The organism is Paludibacter sp. 221, assembly GCF_010501035.1.
Taxonomy (GTDB): domain Bacteria; phylum Bacteroidota; class Bacteroidia; order Bacteroidales; family Paludibacteraceae; genus QVMH01.
On record NZ_QVMH01000008.1, the window covers coordinates 28,245 to 46,412 of the forward strand.

Sequence of the window (18,168 nt, forward strand, 5' to 3'; positions counted from 1 at the left end):
TATTTTGAACCATAGTAGACACAATGGATTTTTTATGTTCTTTTGAGTAAAAAACCTGTTTTTAAGAACATATAGCCAGTTTTCTGTAGAATCTATTGTGTTTTAAAATTAAAAATCAGCTATTGTTGTATATTAAATTTATAAAATAAATAAACATATGTTCAGGACGCATACTTGTGGCGAACTTCGTCAGGCTAATTTAGGAGAAACCGTAACTTTATCGGGTTGGGTACATCGTGCACGTAAAATGGGTGGAATGACTTTTGTCGACATACGCGACCGCTATGGAGTTACACAGTTGATTTTCAATCAGGAATCGGATGCGAATCTTTGTGAGGAAGCCAATGGCCTTGGACGCGAATATGTTATTCAGATAACAGGAAAAGTAGCTGAACGAAGCAGTAAAAATCCCAATATTGATACAGGTGATATTGAGATATTGGTTTCGGAACTTAATATATTGAACAAATCAAAAACGCCTCCGTTTACGATTGAGGATAACACGGATGGGGGAGACGACTTGCGGATGAAATACCGTTATCTGGACTTACGCCGCAACAATGTGCGCAGTAATATGATATTGCGTCACCAAATGGCATTTGAAACACGCCGTTATCTCGACCAGCTTGGTTTTTTGGAAGTAGAAACTCCAATTCTTATTGGCTCTACTCCTGAAGGTGCACGCGACTTTGTTGTGCCTTCGCGGATGAATCCGGGCGAATTTTACGCCTTGCCGCAATCGCCCCAGTTGTTCAAACAGTTGCTCATGGTATCGGGCTTCGACCGTTATTTTCAGATAGCCAAGTGTTTTCGCGACGAGGATTTGCGTGCCGACCGTCAACCGGAGTTTACCCAAATTGACTGCGAAATGTCGTTTGTAGAGCAAGAAGATGTGTTGAACATATTTGAAGGAATGGTAAAGCATTTGTTCAAGTTTGTGAAAGATATAGACCTTACAGAGGCTTTCCCCCGTATGACATGGGCTGATGCTATGAAGTATTACGGTTCTGATAAGCCGGATATCCGCTTCGGGATGCGTTTTGTAGAACTAAAAGAAGCTGTTTCGGGGCACGATTTTGTTGTTTTCGACAGTGTGGAGTACGTAGGAGGCATCTGTGCCGAAGGCTGTGCCGCATACACCCGCAAACAGTTGGATGAACTGACTGACTTTGTGAAACGTCCGCAAATAGGAGCTAAAGGCTTGGTTTATATTAAGTGCGAAGAGGATAGTACTTTCAAATCGTCGGTTGATAAATTTTATTCGCAAGATGATTTGAAACAAATAGCACAGCTTTTTGACGCTAAAGCGGGAGATTTGATTCTGATTTTAGCCGGCGACAAGCGTAAAACCCAAAAGGCATTGGGCGAGTTGCGGCTCGAAATGGGAAGTCGCTTGGGATTCCGTGATAAAAATGTATTTGCACCGCTGTGGGTTATCGACTTCCCTTTGTTTGAATGGGACGACGAAACTCAACGTTTTTATGCAATGCACCATCCGTTTACATCGCCCAATAAAGAAGATATTCCGTTGCTCGACACTGACCCGGGAGCGGTGCGCGCCACTGCCTACGATATGGTAGTGAATGGAGTGGAACTGGGCGGAGGCTCAATCCGTATTCACGATAGCGAATTACAAAACCGTATGTTCAAACTGCTTGGTTTCACGCCGGAACAGGCTGAAAACCAGTTTGGATTCCTAATGAGTGCTTTCCAATACGGAGCACCTCCTCACGGGGGATTGGCATTTGGGTTAGACCGTTTTGTATCCCTGTTTGCAGGCTTGGATAGTATCCGCGACTGTATTGCTTTCCCGAAAAACAACTCGGGACGCGATGTGATGATGGATGCTCCGTCTAAAATAGATCCGGCTCAGTTGGATGAGTTGAACCTGATTGTAAACTTGAAAGAACAATAAGAATAAATACTTGAAAATAAAAGAAAAATCGTTCTTTCTGTTTAGGGATAGGAAGAGCGATTTTTTTCATATTATTAGAGTCCTTATACCACCTTATAGAATGAAAATGTCGAATAAAATTTATATTTTTCTTTTTTGTAGCTTACTTCCGTTAACCTTGTTGGCCGAAGAAAAGATTACTTTGCGTGCATATTACGGTTTTATTAATGCCGGATATGCAGAACTTTCTACCCGCGAACAGGTGCTGAATGGAGAAAAACTGCAACATACCCGGTTGGAGTTTAAAACAACAAATTTACTTGAAAGGCTTTTCCGTTTTTATTATGTTTTCGACAGCTATCATGATACGGAGGATTTTTTACCTGTTGAGTTTTCATATGATTTGGAAGAGAAGAAAGCCTACTATAATGATACAGTAAGGTACTTTCATGCTGAAAAAAAACTGCAAAGCAATCTGCATGGAGAGCGCGAACTTGAAAGCCCTACACGCGATTTACTGTCGGTTATTTCTTATTTACGGAAAATAGATTGGAGCAGCTACCAAGAGGGCGATAAGCTGAATTTCGATATTTTTTTCAGAAAAGAGGAGGTTTTTCCTGTACAGATTGAATTTCAGGGCTATAAAGATGTGTCGGTAAAGGCCGGCGATTATAATTGTATAAAGCTTTATCTTACGAGCAAAGCCCGTGACCTTTTTGACAGCGATTCGAAAGTAGCCATTTTCCTGAGTAACGACGGGAATAAAATACCTGTTTCTTTCTCGGTCGAAATGCTTATAGGTGCATTTAAGCTCGACTTGGAGAAATATGAAAAGTAGATTTCTATTTAGAGCTTGTCTAAATATTGCCTTTCAGGCATGAACATACTATTTTAAACACTTCCTGAAATTCAAGTCATCCGGTTATGATTCTTTTATTCTTATTTCGGTTGTAATATCAATTACCTTGCGATAAAAAGCCCCTACACCGCAATACGTCTCTTCCGACATTTTTACCGCTTTTTGAATCTTGTCAAGCGGAAGGTTTTTTCCTGTAAATTCAAAAACGAGGTGCATTGTCTCGTATTGTTTCGGATGTTCTTCGGTAACGTTGCCCTGTACTTCTATTGTACATTTCTCAACCGGAACACGCATCTTTTTCAGTATACTTACCACATCCATCCCTGTACATCCGGCTAATGCCGACAGCATTAGTTTTTTAGGGCTTGCACCTGTCGAATCGCCGCCTGATTCGACAGATGCATCCATCATTATTTTATGTCCGTCGATATCGGCTTCGAAAGCCATATTGCCTTTCCATTCGGCTGTTATTTTATGTGTTGTCATAATTATTCAATTAATTTTCTACAAATTTACAATTAATTGTAATTATTACAAATATGAAGCCAAATCTTTTTATTCAATTTTTATTTTACTTCCTCTGGTGTGGCTTGTAAACTCAGGCGCATACTGGCATTGTATGGTGGACATACCATCGGCAAATTCTCCGGTATTGTTTGCCCACACTTCGTACTCGAAAACATACGTTCCGGCAGGGAGAAAATTGAAAAAGAATTGAGTGGATGTGTCTTTCGTAGTTTGATAATACGATACTCCCTCGCGCCATACCATGCCCGAACGTTGAGATACGGGTTCGAAACAGGCTGCTCTCAGGTCTTTTAATGCTACAAACTCCAGATTGCGGTCGGTAGTCACTACAAGCCGTATCACCACTTTATCTCCTTTTTTTACGGATGCCTGCTCTATTGGCAACAAAGTTGTTTTATTATCCACAGTTCTTTCTACAAATAGCTTTTGGGTAACTGATAACGCCCCTCCGTGCTGTTGTACCTTATCTACATCCTGATAGTATTGCCAGTACATAGCTCCCCATGCAATACCGGCATCCGTTTTCTTTACTGTAATATTGCCCATGCGTGGGGTGATGTTGTTGTTCGGAATGGTTTCTTTGATATAGCCTGTTCCTGCTTCTATTGACGAAGGTTCCAACAGTTTGTTATTTATCCTGATTTCGACCTGACTATCGCTTTGCAGCCAGTCTGTACCATAATTGAGTAAAGAATATATTGCATCTACAGTCGAAATAGGCGAATCCCAGCGTTGTGTCTGCTTCTGTTTTAGCAACCATATTTTCATCTCATCCACGTCTTTAGCATCTTGTGTTATTTCCGAAAAAGCCTCTGATATAGCTACCTGAACGCTTACAGGACGCTCGTTCCATAAATATCCGGCTTTGTTGCCGGCCCAGTAAATGCCCATTTCGTCGGTTTTCATGGCATTCTCTTTCAGCGACTTCAATATGTCACTTGCCAACGGGCTGTTTCCGTTGCGGTGACTTATCAGTGCTGTGGCCGCCTTGCCATATAGAGTTGCTTTTGTCCAGTATTTTTCGGCTTGCGAGGTATAAAATTGTACAGCTTCTTTGGCTGAATTATGTAGCGGAATTTGTTTGTATTCCGAACGAACGTGCAGATAGAACCATTGCATATCGCTGATAACCATCGAAGTGTTGTAATTTTTATTATTCTTTTTCAAACTGTCAAAATCCCGTGCTATTTCCAGGTCGATATATTCAACAGCTTTTTTTATCCAATCGGGTGCAGCCTCTGCCGCTTTAGTCATTTTGTTGTAGCGTGCCATGCCCAGCAATATCTGTTGTGTGACATACCGGCTCTCGCTCATGCCATCGTACCATGCGAAACCACCCGATGGTTTTTGCAACTTGATTAGCTTATTAAGATATTGCTCTTTTTGATTTTTTTGCTGGTTCAAATCAAATAATAATGCAATCTGGCGTTTTTGTTCACTCTCATCTTTAGCTGCCATAACCCAAGGTGTTTCTTCGAGCAGCATATTTTTTAGCTCTGCGTTTTTCTCCAGATTCGACAATAGGGCTTCACGGCTTCCTCCCTCTTGTTTCCAACGGTCGAACATTGCACTTGTTTTCGGGTTGGCATTGGCTATATATCCGGCCAGCCCGTTCACGTAATAGGCTGTGAAGTAGTCAATCGCATTTTCGTTTTCGGGCGACGACAGGGTAGGGAGTGCCTGTACTGCATACCATGTAGGATTGGACGCAAACTCTATTGTAAGGTTTTTCGAATCCACTTTTTTAGCTTGACTTATCAGGCTCTCGAAACGGAAATCGCGGGTTTCGTTGCCCCTTACCGTCATTGGCATACTTTCGGTAACCAGCACTTTATCGGGCAATACAGGTAGGTAGCGTTGTTCGCCATCGCTGAATTTTCCGGCTTGGGCGGTCACTTTTGCTATAACCAGTTCATATCCCGAAAATTCGGTTATTTCCCATTCTACCGCTTTTGTTTCGTTTGCACTTAATGTAACGTTTTTCGCTTTATTATCTTTCAGTTTTATAACCTGTTCGTTTTCAGGATTGAGCAATTCAAGTTTTACGTTTGCAGTCAGGGCGTTTTCAGTCAGGTTAATAACGTTTGCTACTAATACCAGTTTATCCGAGCGGCGTACGAAACGCGGCATATTCAGTTGTACCATCAAGTCTTTTTGAGTGATGGCTTCCGCTTCCGCTTGCCCGAAGTACAAATCGGCAGTATGTGCCAGCATTTTTACGTTCCAGCGGGTCAGGCTTTCGGGCACCGTAAAACTAAACTTTACATTGCCATCTTTATCCGTTCTTAGCTGAGGGTAGAAAAATGCTGTTTCGTTGAAGTTGGTACGAATTTGAACTTGTCCGGTTTCTTCTATGTTGCTTACGCTCAAAGAAAGTAAAGCATCATCTTCCATTTCTAAAACCACATCAGACGATTCTCCTATCATCATATTTCTATCTTCTACTACTATTGCTTCGGGAGATGCGGGCGCTTCCATGTTATTTTTCATCCTTGCTGTTCCCCGGATGCGTATTGGGCCTCCCCCGTAGTAATACTGAGACATACTCAGTCCGAACCAGTTTAGCTGGTTCAAGTATATACCGTGTGTTTCGGCGGTTTTTATTTCGAAGTATCCACCGGCATATCTATCCTTGAATCCGTTTGCCGACCATCCCCGTGAACTTGAATTTTTCAGACGATATGCAGGGTTAAATACCCAGTTATGCGGGCGTATTACATCTAACGACGCATCGTACATTCCTACCATCAGTTCAGCGATAGCTTTGTCGTTGACTGCTTCGGGAATATGTACTGTCCATGTGGCATTCTCTCCCGGTTTCAGCTTATCGCGAAATACGCTGAATGAAGGGCTTAGTTTCTTTTCCTCTGTTTTCCGCTCAATTTGTACGGAACGGGAGAATACTTCCTCATCTTTTACAAAAGTGAACATAATATTCACACCGTCGGCATATTCTTTTTTCAGTTCGATATCAAAATTTCTGATTTCGTTATTCAATACAAGCCATTTACTTTCCAGCACTTTATTGCCTTGCATCAGTTGATAAAGCACGTGCACATCGGTAGCCGAAGTCCCGAAACGGATTTGAGCACTTTCTCCTGTATTCACCTTTGTTTTAGGAGTAAGCAGATACAAATAGGTTTTTACCGGTGGACGGTTTTCATTCGCATCGTAAAGTATAAATGTATTTTCGGTTTTTACTTCGCTGCCTTTTGCGTCTTTAGTAGTTAATACTAACTTATAATAGCCTGATTGCAGGTCTTTAGTGTCGATTTTCAGGTTTTTATCTTTCGTGTCGAATTGTCCTGAGCGTACTTGCCTGCTTTCTTTCAGTCGGGTGGTGTCGTCCAGTTTTTCTTTGTAAACATCAGTTTTTTCTAATTGATAGAGGGTGTAATTTATAGCAGAGTTAAGCTCTTTCCCGTTCAGAGTTTCGGTATGTACCTTGATAGCCAATTCTGTTTGCTTATTGTGCATTTCCGGCACTTCAGTTACGATAAACAGCGATTTATCTCCTACCGAAATGCTTTGTGCTCCCTGTTGCGTTTCTCCTTTTGTGTCGGTAACGCTTGTCGTCAGCGTGTAGGTGTAAAACTGTTCGCGCAGGAGGCTGTTTTTGCTACGTATCTTTTCGGGGGTGAAATCTATTTTAAATTTTCCGTCCGAATCGCTTGTTATCATACCGCTTGCCACTATTTGCTCAGGCGTATAGTTCCACCACAACAAACGATGGTTGCGGCGTGTGATTGTATATTTGACTTGGGCATCGGGCACTGCGTATCCTGCATATGCTTTAACGTTACCCTCGAAAGTGAAGTTCTCTCCGAAATTCACTTCCGTTTCAGGCTTATCTATATTCACTTCGAACGTCGGGCGTTTGTACTCTTCTACATAAATAGTGGTAGAAAAACTGCCCGCTTTCAGTTGGTAAGCACCATTCAAGCCGCTTTGGGGTAAAGCGAATTGACTTGCAAACGAGCCCAGCTCGTTTGTTGTTAACTCAACAGAAGATACTTTCTGATTATTTGCATCCAAAAGTTCGACAATGAAGTTTTGGTTTGTCACCACTTCCTGTTTCTGAGTCAGGTAAGCTATTCCCTTAAAATATACGGTTTGTCCCGGCCGGTAAATAGAACGGTCGGTGAATAGTGATAGCTGGGTTTTGTCTTCAATCTTTCCGGAATAAGAAGGGTAATAATAATTGTTAGCTTCGGAAGAGAAATACTTGTCCTCGCCTTTTGAAAAGAAATAGATGTAATAAGAACGGTCATTAGAAACATTGAATAGTCCGCTTTCGTTTGTTTTTGCTTGCGAGTGTTCATTCAGAGAATATTTGTTTCCTTCCCATTTGGAATAGGTTATATCCACATTTACACCCGGTACAGGCTTGCCGCTTACCCGGTCGAGGATATACGCTTCGGTATTGCTTTTGTCTGTTTTACGTTGAATAAAAGCAAAATCGGAAACCGTGAAAGCTCCATGTGCTTGCTCAGTTCGTTTTGTACTTCCTTTTTCCTTTACCGTAAATTCGTAAATGCCATAAGCCGGAGCGGTAATTGTAATCTCATTTTCGTCTGTAGTGAAATTTTCATTTTTTTCGAATGTAAGATTCTTTGTTTCAATCAGTTTGCGGTTGGGGTAGGGCTTCCGGTTGTAGCTCTGGTTGTTCTGATAAAAAACATAATACTCGTTTGCAGTAGCATCTATCCGGTAGATATCTAATTGTAAGTTGGATATATTTCTGCTATTGACCTTTATTTTAAGTTTGTTGCCGGGCTTGCCTACGGTTGGATAATTAATATCAATGTTTTTTTGTGTGATGCCCGCTTGTATGTTTTTCAGATTGTTGATGTATTTATAGTTTGGATATTTTTCGATACCCTTTTGGCATATGTCGTAAGCTCGTTTGTTGTAATCGTTATTTTCAGTCAAATAATCATATTGTCTGTATATGTAATAATCTGCCGTTTTTTCAAACGCCAATACTACTGCTTGGTTAGAAGCATAAACCTGATTCAGATTTTCGAGTGCAGCGATGTATAGTTCATCTACATCTATATTCTGGGAATTATTATGCACAAAGTCTAAGCGTTGCAAATCAATAAACAGTAAGGCGGGAACGTTATCCTCACTCAAGCGAAAAGATAGTAACTGCTGATAAATTTGGATGATTAAGTTCTCTTTTGAATCATTGTATTGTGTTTCGGGTTGTACTTGTACAAACTCCTTTACGGGCGAAAAATAAGTATTTGCATTCAGTGGATTTTTTATTAATGCTATCTCGTTAACTGATTGTAAAATAGAAACGGCTCTCTGTCCTAAAAAATCAAACAAAGTAGGTTGGAAATCGGCACTGTCTTTTCCTTTTTCAATCAAGGCTTCGAATTGGGAGGTATCGCTCTTTTGCAAAACCGGCTTTGCTTCGAGAGATAGCTTAAGTTCGTTCGCTATTTTGTCGAAAAATATATTTTTACTCCATTCATTTATGTTTTCAGGTGTGAATCCTTCTATCGCTGTACGTTGGTTTATGGTATATTGCTGCCCTCGGTAATACATGGCGTGCAATTCAGCCGTCATCGAATGTAACAATGCTGCATCAACAGGGTTGTTGTAATTTTTAGTGAAATTTTCAAATTCTTTTATCAGGCTTGGGGCTTCATCCGGATTCTTATCCATAGTAAAGCGCATCTTATAGATATAGGCTTTTACTGTTTGTGCAAAATTGTTTGTTTTTTGGGCTTCGTCCAAAATGATGTTTACTTCTTTTAATGCTGATTCGGGTAATTGTTTATCAGCATATTGTTCTATTTTTTTCCACTGTTCGGCGAACTGATTCATCTTTTTTTGTGCTGTAATTACATTGGTTGAAAACAGAATAAATACGGACAGGGTAAGAAACAAATTTCTCTTCATAATAAATCGATTTGATAATTCATGTTGTAAAAAGGCAAATATAGTATAATACCAACAATATGTATTTTGTATTCACTAATATTTACCAATCATTTAGATTCGTTAGGCAGAATCATTAGCTCTATAACAAAAACCGGACTCAAATCGTTCTTTCGATTTTGAGTCCGGATATAAAAAAAGTAAATATTTTTGTTTTCCTGTCTCACAGGATTTCAAATCCGATGATACCACTGTTGTTTGTTTCCGGCACAAGTTACGCTTCGCTAAACTTGCGCCAATAGGGGGCAGGTTAAACTTTAACTTGGGCTTACAGCCCGCCAGGTTTGCTATTGCAAACTAACCCAAGGCGACGCTTCGCTTTGCCATTGGGCTAAATTAAAACGGGCTTACAGCCCTTAAAATCGGGATTATTTTAACCTGTATCACGGGATTTGCAATCCCGTGCTTTGTTAACTGCGGATTTGCAATCCGATGATGCCACTGTATTTGTTTCCGGCACAAGTTACGCTCCGCTAAACTTGCGCCAATAGGGGGGATACAGAGTACCTATAGGGGGCTTTAGAAGTCTTATTTTTTCTGTTCCTTAGCCCAACTGTCTTTTAGCGAAACGGTACGGTTAAATACCAGCTTTTCAGAAGTTGTATCGGGGTCTACATTGAAATATCCTAAGCGTGTAAACTGGAATTGCTCCAGAGGTTTTGCTTCTTTCAATGCCATTTCGACACGGCAACCTGTCAACACTTTAAGCGAATCGGGATTGAGCAGTTCACGGAAATCGCGTTCGTCAGTAGCCGGATTTTCTACGCTGAACAGGCGGTCGTACAATCTTACTTCGGCTGGTAGGCTATGTTCGGCCGAAACCCAATGGAGCGTTCCCTTTACTTTACGGTTAGCACCCGGCATACCGCTTTTTGTTTCGGGGTCGTACTCACAATATATTTCTTCGATATTTCCGTCGGCATCTTTTTTTACTCCCGTACACATTACAATATACGCGCTTTTCAACCTTACCTCTTGCCCTACAGTCATTCGGAAGAATTTTTTCGGCGCGTCTTCCATGAAATCTTCACGCTCCATGTACAATTCGCGTGTGAAAGCTATTTCGCGTGTTCCTGCGTTTTCATCTTCCGGATTATTTTCGGTTTCAAGCATTTCTGCCTGTCCTTCCGGATAGTTGGTTATAATCAGTTTTACGGGATTGATAACAGCGTTTACACGGGTAGCTTTTTTATTCAGGTCTTCTCTTATGGCATATTCAAAAAGCCCTATATCGTTCACACCATCGTATTTGGTATAGCCAATTTTGTCCATCAATATGCGGATAGATTCGGGTGTATACCCCCGTCTGCGCAAACCGCTGATAGTGGGCATGCGTGGGTCGTCCCAGCCTGCTACTATACCTTCTTCTACCATTGCACGCAGGTTGCGTTTACTCAACAGGGTATAGGTAAATTGCAGTTTGTTGAACTCGTATTGACGTGGGCGGTAATCGCCTTCGGCAAACTGGTCGATAAACCAATCGTAAAGAGGGCGGTGGGGCACAAACTCCAATGTACATAACGAGTGTGTCACGTTTTCGAAATAGTCCGATTGTCCGTGTGCAAAATCATACATCGGATATACTTTCCACGTATAGCCGGTACGGTGATGCGGGTGCGACGTGATAATGCGGTACATGATAGGGTCGCGGAAGTGCATATTGGAAGATGTCATGTCTATTTTTGCACGCAACACCATTTTGCCTTCTTCTATCTCGCCGCTGTTCATTTTGTTAAACAGGTCGAGGCTTTCTTCTACCGGCCGGTTGCGGAAAGGGCTTTCAACTCCCGGAGTGGTAGGTGTGCCTTTTTGCTTGGCAATGGTTTCGGCCGATTGTTCGTCTACATACGCTTTACCTTGTTTAATAAACTCGACTGCCAAATCAAAAAGCTGCTGGAAGTAATCGGAAGCATAATATACGTTTTTCCAATTATAACCAAGCCATTGGATGTCTTCCATGATGGAATCAACATATTCTACATCCTCTTTTACCGGATTGGTATCGTCGAAACGAAGATTACAGATTCCTCCGTATTGCTGAGCGATGCCAAAATCAAGACAAATGGCTTTGGCATGTCCTATGTGCAAATATCCATTAGGCTCGGGCGGAAAACGGGTTTGAATTCTTCCTCCGTTTTTACCGTCTTTCAAATCTTGCTCAACAATGGCTTCGATGAAATTTAAACTTTTTTTTGGCGTTTCTTCCATAAGTTTGTTTTAATTAAAAAAGATAAAGTATGATAGATGAAATAGCCAATCTACCGTACGAGGTATATTGGCTATTTTCATTATTATGTAAGTATTAATAAATTACTGATTTTTCGAGCCGAAAAAACAAATTTATTCGAAATATCCTTTGATAATTCCACGTGGTGAGTTGCGGACAAAGAGCAGTATTTCATCACGCTCTTTAGTTGCCGGAAGCTCAGCCTCGATGCGTTCTATCGCATGCGAAGTGTTCATCCCCGAAAGGTATAGATAGCGGTATATATCCTGTATATCCCGTATTTGTTCGTTTGTATATCCACGGCGGCGTAAGCCTATCGAGTTTATTCCTGCATAAGAAATAGGTTCGCGTCCTGCTTTTACAAAAGGCGGAACATCTTTATTCACCTTCGAGCCTCCCTGAATCATCACATGAGAGCCGATATGCGAGAACTGGTGTACTAAAACACCTCCGCTAATAATGGCAAAATCATCAATCACCACTTCGCCACCCAGTTGGGTCGAGTTCGACATGATGACATTGTTACCAATGATACAGTCGTGAGCAACGTGGCAATAAGCCATCAATAAGCAGTTGTTGCCTACTACGGTTTTGCCTTTTGCGGCAGTACCACGGTTTATAGTCACATATTCGCGAATGGTGGTGTTGTCACCTATAATTGCTAAAGTATCTTCGCCTTTAAATTTTAAATCCTGAGGAACTGCCCCGATTACTGCGCCCGGAAATATAGTACAATTTTTCCCGATGCGGACACCTTCTAAAATGGTTACATTAGAGCCAATCCGTGTGCCTTCGCCGATTACTACATTTTTGTCAATTGTTACAAATGGCTCGATTACCACTGTAGGGGCGATTTTAGCATCAGGATGAATATAAGCTAAGGGTTGTTTCATCTTTTATTAATTAGTTTTTTCAAAATGACCTGCGAAAATAATCAAAATATTTTATAAAACTGCAATATTAGGGGATATTTGCGTATTCCGGAAGTATGTAGAATGTTTTTTTACTTATGATAATATCTGTTAACATGCAAAAGGTAACCGTCTCAAAATTACATTTCAGAATATGGAGGCGTTTTAAAAATATATTCAATAATGTATGTGTTTTCGTGTGGATTATTTCCTTTTTGGTTCAAGATTAGTTAAGTAAAGATATGGATTACTAAACTAATCTTGAACCAAAATATTTTTAACTACCGAAAACTTTCGACCGCCAAAATGGGTTGTATAGAAATAAAACAAGTACAGCTTTTGCTTATTAACAATTATCAAAAAAAAATTAAATATGTAGCTTCTATAGTTTTTTATTACATTTGCGGCTTTAATTTTGGCAACAGAGTATAATAATTAGTAGAAAAACATTATCTTTAAAAGCAAAAAGCCTATTTAAAAAAATACGGAAAAAGAAATTGAATTTTCAAGTTGAATTGCGTACATTCGCAAAATTTAATTAAACAAGTAAAACACGATAAGGGAGGTCATTATGTCAGAAGAAAGAACAAGATATTCGGATGCTGAATTAGAAGAATTCCGTCAAATCATAAACGAAAAACTGGATAAAGCACAAAAAGACTACGAGCAACTAAGAAAAAGCCTGAATAATCTGGATGGAAACGATGTTGCCGATACTTCGCCGACATTCAAAGTATTGGAAGAAGGCGCAGCCACTCTGTCGAAAGAAGAGGCCGGACGGTTGGCACAACGTCAGATGAAATTCATTCAGCACTTGCAAGCTGCTTTGATTCGTATCGAAAACAAAACATACGGAATTTGCCGCGAAACAGGCAAATTAATTCCGAAAGAACGCCTGCGTGCCGTGCCACATGCCACACTAAGCATCGAGGCAAAACAGGGAGAAAAGAAATAATTTCTCAAACAAATTTCATTTGCCCGCCGCCGGCAACCGCAACAACGGTAATGGCGAGCTCTACAACGTAGGGTCTGGAGGCAACTACTGGAGTGGTAGCCTTAGCAGTACGTACTCGCTCAACCTGAACTTCAATGGTAGTAACGTGTACCCTGCGAACCTGAACAACCGTGCGAACGGCTTAAGTGTACGGTGTATCTCAGCACTTAACGGTAAACTTTTTTTATTTGTCCCTGTACTATAACATATGTAGCACAGGGGCAAATTTTGTTTCAATACCTTAGATACTACATGCAGCAAAAATACACCTGATTATCAATAATTTATCATGAATATGTCATAAATTGCTCATTTACAGCAACTTCAAGAGACTGCAATTGTAAACACCTGATAGCCAGACATAAAAAAACCTACTAAACACAAACCCTACTAAATATTATGTAGACCTTTTGTCACTCAATTCGATGTGTTCGAATTAAGAATTCACAAAATATTAATCCTAAATCTTAAAAGCCTGCCCGAGAAAGTAAAAAACTTTTTATCTTTGCGTTTTTCAACAATATTGTGTACTAAACAGAAGTAATTTCATTTTCCCCCGATAGAACAAAGCCCCATGTCGACAAAATTAAAATCCATCTTACTGATACTTATCATCCTTATCATCGATCAGGTTTCGAAGATATATATAAAACTAAACTTTGCAATCGGGGACTATGTAGAGGTCTTTAAATGGTTTCAGATATACTTTATCGAAAACAACGGGATGGCTTTCGGGATGGAATTTGGAGGCAAACTATTCCTGACCCTTTTCAGGATAGTAGCTGTAGGATTCTTGATTTATTACATACATATTCTTATTAAGAAAAAAGAACGGACAGGCTATATACTCACCATTTCGCTACTGATGGCGGGTGCTGCCGGAAACATATTCGATTCGGTTTTTTACGGCGTTCTGTTTAGCGAAAGTACGCCTTGGCAAATAGCTACCTTTTTGCCCGAAGGCGGCGGATATGCATCGCTGTTTCATGGCAAAGTAGTAGATATGCTTTATTTCCCCATTATAAAAAATGCTGCGGGAGAAACCATATTTTTTAGCCCTATCTTCAACATAGCCGATTCGGCCATTACAGTAGCCGTACTACTTATTCTTATATTCTTCAGAAAAGACCTGAATAATAGTATGGAAAAGGCTCCAAAACAAAAGAAGACAGAAGAAGCTCAATAAAAACAGATATAAACAAAAACCGACCAGCAAGGAATGTCTGCCAAAAGATACATATACATTTTAGTCCTCATCATTACCTTTGGGGCTTGTTCCAGCAAGCCTAAAGAAGTATTGAGCATGAACGAAATGACAAATCTCTTGGTAGAGATGCATACCTTAGACGGCATTATGGTTACCGGTGGATTTCGTCATACAAGCACAGAGGAAAAGAACAAATACTACGAAGCTATACTGGAGAAATATAATATAAAGCAAGCCGAGTTCGACTCTTCATTAATATGGTACAGCCGCGACCCTAAAAGGTTTGAGAAAATTTATGTCCGCGTAGTAGACAAGCTTGCCGCAAACGAAGCCGAAGTAAAAGCAGGCAAATATCACGAAATTCTTCCCGACAATTCATCAACTATAGCCATGATGAGTGAGGGGCTGTGGAAAGACTCTACCAACTTTACTCTAAAAGGCTCTGTGCGCAACCAAATGAGATTTGCCATTGCAGACAGCAGCTTGCTGACCGATGATAGATACATGCTCCGTTTTACCCACCGCATAGCACGTGAGGACTCCTGCTCCAATCCTCACATACATTTTAATATCCACTACGCAAACGGACAGGTGGACAGCATTTATCTGCCAACGCATCACGATGGGAAGTTACGTGAATATACGCTAAGGTTACATGCCGATAAAATGCAAAAAATAGACTCGCTGACAGGTAAGCTGTTAGCCTGTGATTCCTGTGCTGACATTGCTCAAAACGCATATATAGACAAACTAACGCTTATAAGAAAATGGAATTCAAAAACACAAGATAATCTGAGAACCGAAATAGAAGCAGTGGAAGCAATGCGGACTTTCCCCTACAAACTGGTAGAATTGCCATCGGAGAAATTTGATGTACTGTTCAGGAAAAACCAGATTAACCCACTCGACAGCACTTATTGGCAACAGGGCAAATAAACGATGAAAAAACGATTTTGCAGCCAATACCTGTTTTGCTCACCCTGCGAAATACTGAAACAAACGGTAATTGAGCAAGATGAAAAATCGCGCACAATTACAGATTTATTTCCTCTGAACGGGAGGAACTCCGAATCGGCACATACCCTGTTTGTGGACGGAATAATCTCGGCCGAAATCCTTTCAGCTAAGGCAAATGCAACTCCGGCTGAAATAAATATGATACAGGAGAAATACAACTATATCGACTTATCGACCTCCTCGCCGCTAATAATGCCGGAAGAAAAAGGGAAAGACCTATTAATTGACTTCGGTACAAACGCAGTAAGCGAGATTAATAAAATCATATCGCAGAACATCGTGTTTTTCAGCCGATATTCTATTTTTGAAATCATAGCCTCGTGTGTATATTTTCCGGCCACAGCTTTAAACAAATCCGCAAAGCTGGCTTTGGGTAGAAATACCAATCTGATTCAATGGAGAGGGGTTGACTTAGTTAATAAAAAAATTACGGAGAAAACACGAATATTTTCGTTGTAAATTTTCCGGCACATAATTAAAGGAACAAGCCATTTAAATACATCCAGACGATATACCTGAAAAACTTTCCGAGCAACATAGAGGCAGCTACAATCCACACATTACAGCGAAAGAACCCCGAAGCTACGGCAATAACATCGCCTATGCCGGGAAGAAAGGAGAAAAAGGCCAGCCAGTTTCCGTGTTTTTGAATCTTGTCTGCAAATTTATCTATCTTCTCTTTTTTCACGCCTGTAAACTTTCTTATCCATTCCAGTTTTCCAAGCCGCCCCAGATAATAACATGTCATTCCCCCCAGCCAGTTTCCTGCTGTTGCCACAAACACACATGTCCATAAATCGAAGCCACCAAAGGCTAAAGCCGTAAACACCACTTCGGAGCTGAACGGAACAACCGTGGCTGCAAGAAACGATGCAATAAAAAGACCCAGATAACCTAATTCTGTCAATCCTATCATCTTACCACATGAAATTATAAACGACAAACGCCATATTCAACACCAGGAAAACAATAAAAAGGATGGAGTAAAAATTGGTTTGCTTGGTGGAGAAAACATTGGAAATAAAAATAGCAAAACACAGAGCGATGAACGGAAAAACCGTTCCATTAAAACTATCTTGAAAAAAGAATACAACCACAAAATAAATCAATAATGTAAGGATAAAATTAATATTCTTCCGTGTAATGCTTCCATTTCGGCGAAAATCGGCATAAGTCCCAATCAACGTAATAAGAAAAATAGCCAACAACAAACCTATGTAAATCTTTGTCGGAAGTTGCAAGCCTTCCATACTGAAGCCCAGAGAGAATGTTAGATTAAATAAATCTGCAAACACTATATCCGGCGAAATAAAATATCTGATGGCTGCATATATTATCCATGGTACAACAGCACCTATTGTTGAAGCCAAAAAGGTTCGGTACGAAAGGCTCCGAAGCACAAGAAAACCAAGCCAGCAAACCGGTATAACGAATATCAAATCGTTTATCAATAAGCTGGAAGCCGCGATAAGTAAACTTCCTAAAAAGGCCTTCTCCATCGCAGCCCGGTCGTGATACATATTGAAGAACTGAAACAATGCCACAATGAAGAGCATCAACGCAATATGGGATTGGTACATTATATGTGCAGGCTCCCACACAGCAATCAATAAGGAGAAAATAAAAACGGGTAAAAAGGTACGGCTGCTAACAAAGGAAAAACGATTAATCAGATGCGAGAGTAATATGGAATTGAGCACGGTAAAAACAAAACTGACTATATTTTTCCATAAAAAATCAGTATCCGGCAATTTGAACAAGACATCATTAAAACCGGTTTCACAATGAAAGAAAGCTCCCACATAAGTAATTCCCCAAATCAATGTTCCTATTATTACATACAAAAAAATTAAACCAATGGAAGGATTTACTATTTTCTTTAACTCTATTTTCATGTCTGCATTATCCGGATTTGTGAAAAACAAAAATACACAAATTTATAAGAAAGAATTAGAAATTGTTCGGAAATTAGATATATTTTAAAAGAGTATGCTGACTTGAAAAGTCAAACTTTCATATGAAACAGTCCGATGTGCCAGACACCGCAGGCATGCGCCCCAATGTCGTAAACTTAAGCTATAGTATTTTCCGTATAGCGGCTTCAAGTCCGCTTTATGGATAAGTTCAGCATAATCTGGCGCAAGTTTAGCAGAGCGTAACTTGTGCCGGAAATAGGTGCAGTTTTAAACTGCAAAAGAATATGGGCACAAGTCACAGACTTGCGCCAAATACAAAAAAGAACAAGCCTCTATTGGCGCAAGTTTAGCGGAGCGTAACTTATGCCCCTGATAAGTACAGTTTTAAACTGTATCTGTTTTCACCTTACCACGCGAAAGATTCGCGCGGTAGCTAAGGGGCTGCAAGCCCAAGTTAAAGTTTAAGTTGCTTTCATTTTGCTGGCGCGGACTTGTAGTCCGTGTCCTGCTTGAAAAGCAGTTATTTAAAAAAAGCCTCTATGGGCACAAGTCACAGACCTGCGCCAAATACAAAAAAGAACAAGCCTCTATTGGCGCAAGTTTAGCGGAGCGTAACTTATGCCCCTGATAAGTACAGTTTTAAACTGTATCTGTTTTCACCTT

General features: G+C 40.3%; 13 protein-coding genes. 7 read left to right on the forward strand and 6 right to left on the reverse strand.

Annotated features, from left to right (window positions below):
- The first annotated feature begins 157 nt into the window (after positions 1 to 157).
- Together aspS and D0T49_RS03180 are read left to right on the forward strand one after the other, a co-directional pair.
- Positions 158 to 1,915, forward strand: a complete 1,758-nt coding sequence (gene aspS, locus D0T49_RS03175; RefSeq protein WP_163629140.1) for an aspartate--tRNA ligase — start codon at positions 158 to 160, stop codon at positions 1,913 to 1,915.
- A gap of 106 nt (positions 1,916 to 2,021) precedes the next feature.
- Entirely contained in the window at positions 2,022 to 2,732 is a 711-nt protein-coding gene (locus tag D0T49_RS03180) for a DUF3108 domain-containing protein (protein WP_163629141.1), read from the forward strand.
- An 84-nt stretch (positions 2,733 to 2,816) separates the two neighbouring features.
- Here the strand turns inward: D0T49_RS03180 and D0T49_RS03185 are convergent, their stop codons facing one another.
- From D0T49_RS03185 to lpxA, 4 genes are all read right to left on the reverse strand, one after another.
- Positions 2,817 to 3,239, reverse strand: coding sequence for an OsmC family protein (locus D0T49_RS03185; RefSeq protein WP_163629142.1), 423 nt, complete (start codon positions 3,237 to 3,239; stop codon positions 2,817 to 2,819).
- Between the two features lie 69 nt (positions 3,240 to 3,308).
- Positions 3,309 to 9,194, reverse strand: coding sequence for an alpha-2-macroglobulin (locus tag D0T49_RS03190; RefSeq protein ID WP_163629143.1), 5,886 nt, complete (start codon positions 9,192 to 9,194; stop codon positions 3,309 to 3,311).
- A 567-nt stretch (positions 9,195 to 9,761) separates the two neighbouring features.
- On the reverse strand, positions 9,762 to 11,441 hold the full coding sequence (locus tag D0T49_RS03195; RefSeq protein WP_163629144.1) for a glutamine--tRNA ligase/YqeY domain fusion protein: 1,680 nt from the start codon (positions 11,439 to 11,441) through the stop codon (positions 9,762 to 9,764).
- Positions 11,442 to 11,573: 132 nt separating this feature from the next.
- Positions 11,574 to 12,353: an acyl-ACP--UDP-N-acetylglucosamine O-acyltransferase gene (lpxA, locus tag D0T49_RS03200; protein ID WP_163629145.1), complete on the reverse strand. Its 780-nt coding sequence runs from the start codon at positions 12,351 to 12,353 to the stop codon at positions 11,574 to 11,576.
- A 589-nt stretch (positions 12,354 to 12,942) separates the two neighbouring features.
- Here lpxA and D0T49_RS03205 point away from each other — a divergent pair.
- The 5 genes from D0T49_RS03205 (at position 12,943) to D0T49_RS03225 (ending at position 16,048) form a co-directional block, all read left to right on the forward strand.
- Positions 12,943 to 13,326 (forward strand): TraR/DksA C4-type zinc finger protein, encoded by a 384-nt coding sequence (locus D0T49_RS03205; protein WP_163629146.1) that lies wholly within the window; start codon positions 12,943 to 12,945, stop codon positions 13,324 to 13,326.
- A gap of 19 nt (positions 13,327 to 13,345) precedes the next feature.
- On the forward strand, positions 13,346 to 13,570 hold the full coding sequence (locus D0T49_RS03210; RefSeq protein WP_163629147.1) for a hypothetical protein: 225 nt from the start codon (positions 13,346 to 13,348) through the stop codon (positions 13,568 to 13,570).
- A gap of 369 nt (positions 13,571 to 13,939) precedes the next feature.
- Positions 13,940 to 14,551, forward strand: coding sequence for a lipoprotein signal peptidase (locus D0T49_RS03215; protein ID WP_163629148.1), 612 nt, complete (start codon positions 13,940 to 13,942; stop codon positions 14,549 to 14,551).
- A 33-nt stretch (positions 14,552 to 14,584) separates the two neighbouring features.
- Entirely contained in the window at positions 14,585 to 15,508 is a 924-nt protein-coding gene (locus tag D0T49_RS03220; protein ID WP_163629149.1) for a DUF4296 domain-containing protein, read from the forward strand.
- Positions 15,509 to 15,511: 3 nt separating this feature from the next.
- The gene (locus D0T49_RS03225; protein WP_163629150.1) at positions 15,512 to 16,048 is read left to right on the forward strand and encodes a hypothetical protein; all 537 of its coding nucleotides are present in this window, start codon (positions 15,512 to 15,514) and stop codon (positions 16,046 to 16,048) included.
- A 16-nt stretch (positions 16,049 to 16,064) separates the two neighbouring features.
- Here the strand turns inward: D0T49_RS03225 and D0T49_RS03230 are convergent, their stop codons facing one another.
- Both D0T49_RS03230 and D0T49_RS03235 read right to left on the reverse strand, forming a co-directional pair.
- The gene (locus D0T49_RS03230; protein WP_163629151.1) at positions 16,065 to 16,505 is read right to left on the reverse strand and encodes a YqaA family protein; all 441 of its coding nucleotides are present in this window, start codon (positions 16,503 to 16,505) and stop codon (positions 16,065 to 16,067) included.
- Between the two features lies 1 nt (position 16,506).
- Positions 16,507 to 17,484 (reverse strand): hypothetical protein, encoded by a 978-nt coding sequence (locus tag D0T49_RS03235; RefSeq protein WP_163629152.1) that lies wholly within the window; start codon positions 17,482 to 17,484, stop codon positions 16,507 to 16,509.
- Positions 17,485 to 18,168: the final 684 nt, after the last annotated feature.

Excerpts from the sequence above, each read along its gene's own strand:
- D0T49_RS03180 (WP_163629141.1), top strand. The coding sequence starts at position 2,022 with ATGTCGAATAAAATTTATATTTTTCTTTTTTGTAGCTTACTTCCGTTA.
- D0T49_RS03215 (WP_163629148.1), top strand. The coding sequence starts at position 13,940 with ATGTCGACAAAATTAAAATCCATCTTACTGATACTTATCATCCTTATC.
- D0T49_RS03235 (WP_163629152.1), bottom strand. The coding sequence starts at position 17,484 with ATGAAAATAGAGTTAAAGAAAATAGTAAATCCTTCCATTGGTTTAATT.
- D0T49_RS03230 (WP_163629151.1), bottom strand. The coding sequence starts at position 16,505 with ATGATAGGATTGACAGAATTAGGTTATCTGGGTCTTTTTATTGCATCG.
- aspS (WP_163629140.1), top strand. The coding sequence starts at position 158 with ATGTTCAGGACGCATACTTGTGGCGAACTTCGTCAGGCTAATTTAGGA.
- D0T49_RS03190 (WP_163629143.1), bottom strand. The coding sequence starts at position 9,194 with ATGAAGAGAAATTTGTTTCTTACCCTGTCCGTATTTATTCTGTTTTCA.
- D0T49_RS03205 (WP_163629146.1), top strand. The coding sequence starts at position 12,943 with ATGTCAGAAGAAAGAACAAGATATTCGGATGCTGAATTAGAAGAATTC.
- lpxA (WP_163629145.1), bottom strand. The coding sequence starts at position 12,353 with ATGAAACAACCCTTAGCTTATATTCATCCTGATGCTAAAATCGCCCCT.
- D0T49_RS03195 (WP_163629144.1), bottom strand. The coding sequence starts at position 11,441 with ATGGAAGAAACGCCAAAAAAAAGTTTAAATTTCATCGAAGCCATTGTT.
- D0T49_RS03220 (WP_163629149.1), top strand. The coding sequence starts at position 14,585 with ATGTCTGCCAAAAGATACATATACATTTTAGTCCTCATCATTACCTTT.
- D0T49_RS03185 (WP_163629142.1), bottom strand. The coding sequence starts at position 3,239 with ATGACAACACATAAAATAACAGCCGAATGGAAAGGCAATATGGCTTTC.
- D0T49_RS03225 (WP_163629150.1), top strand. The coding sequence starts at position 15,512 with ATGAAAAAACGATTTTGCAGCCAATACCTGTTTTGCTCACCCTGCGAA.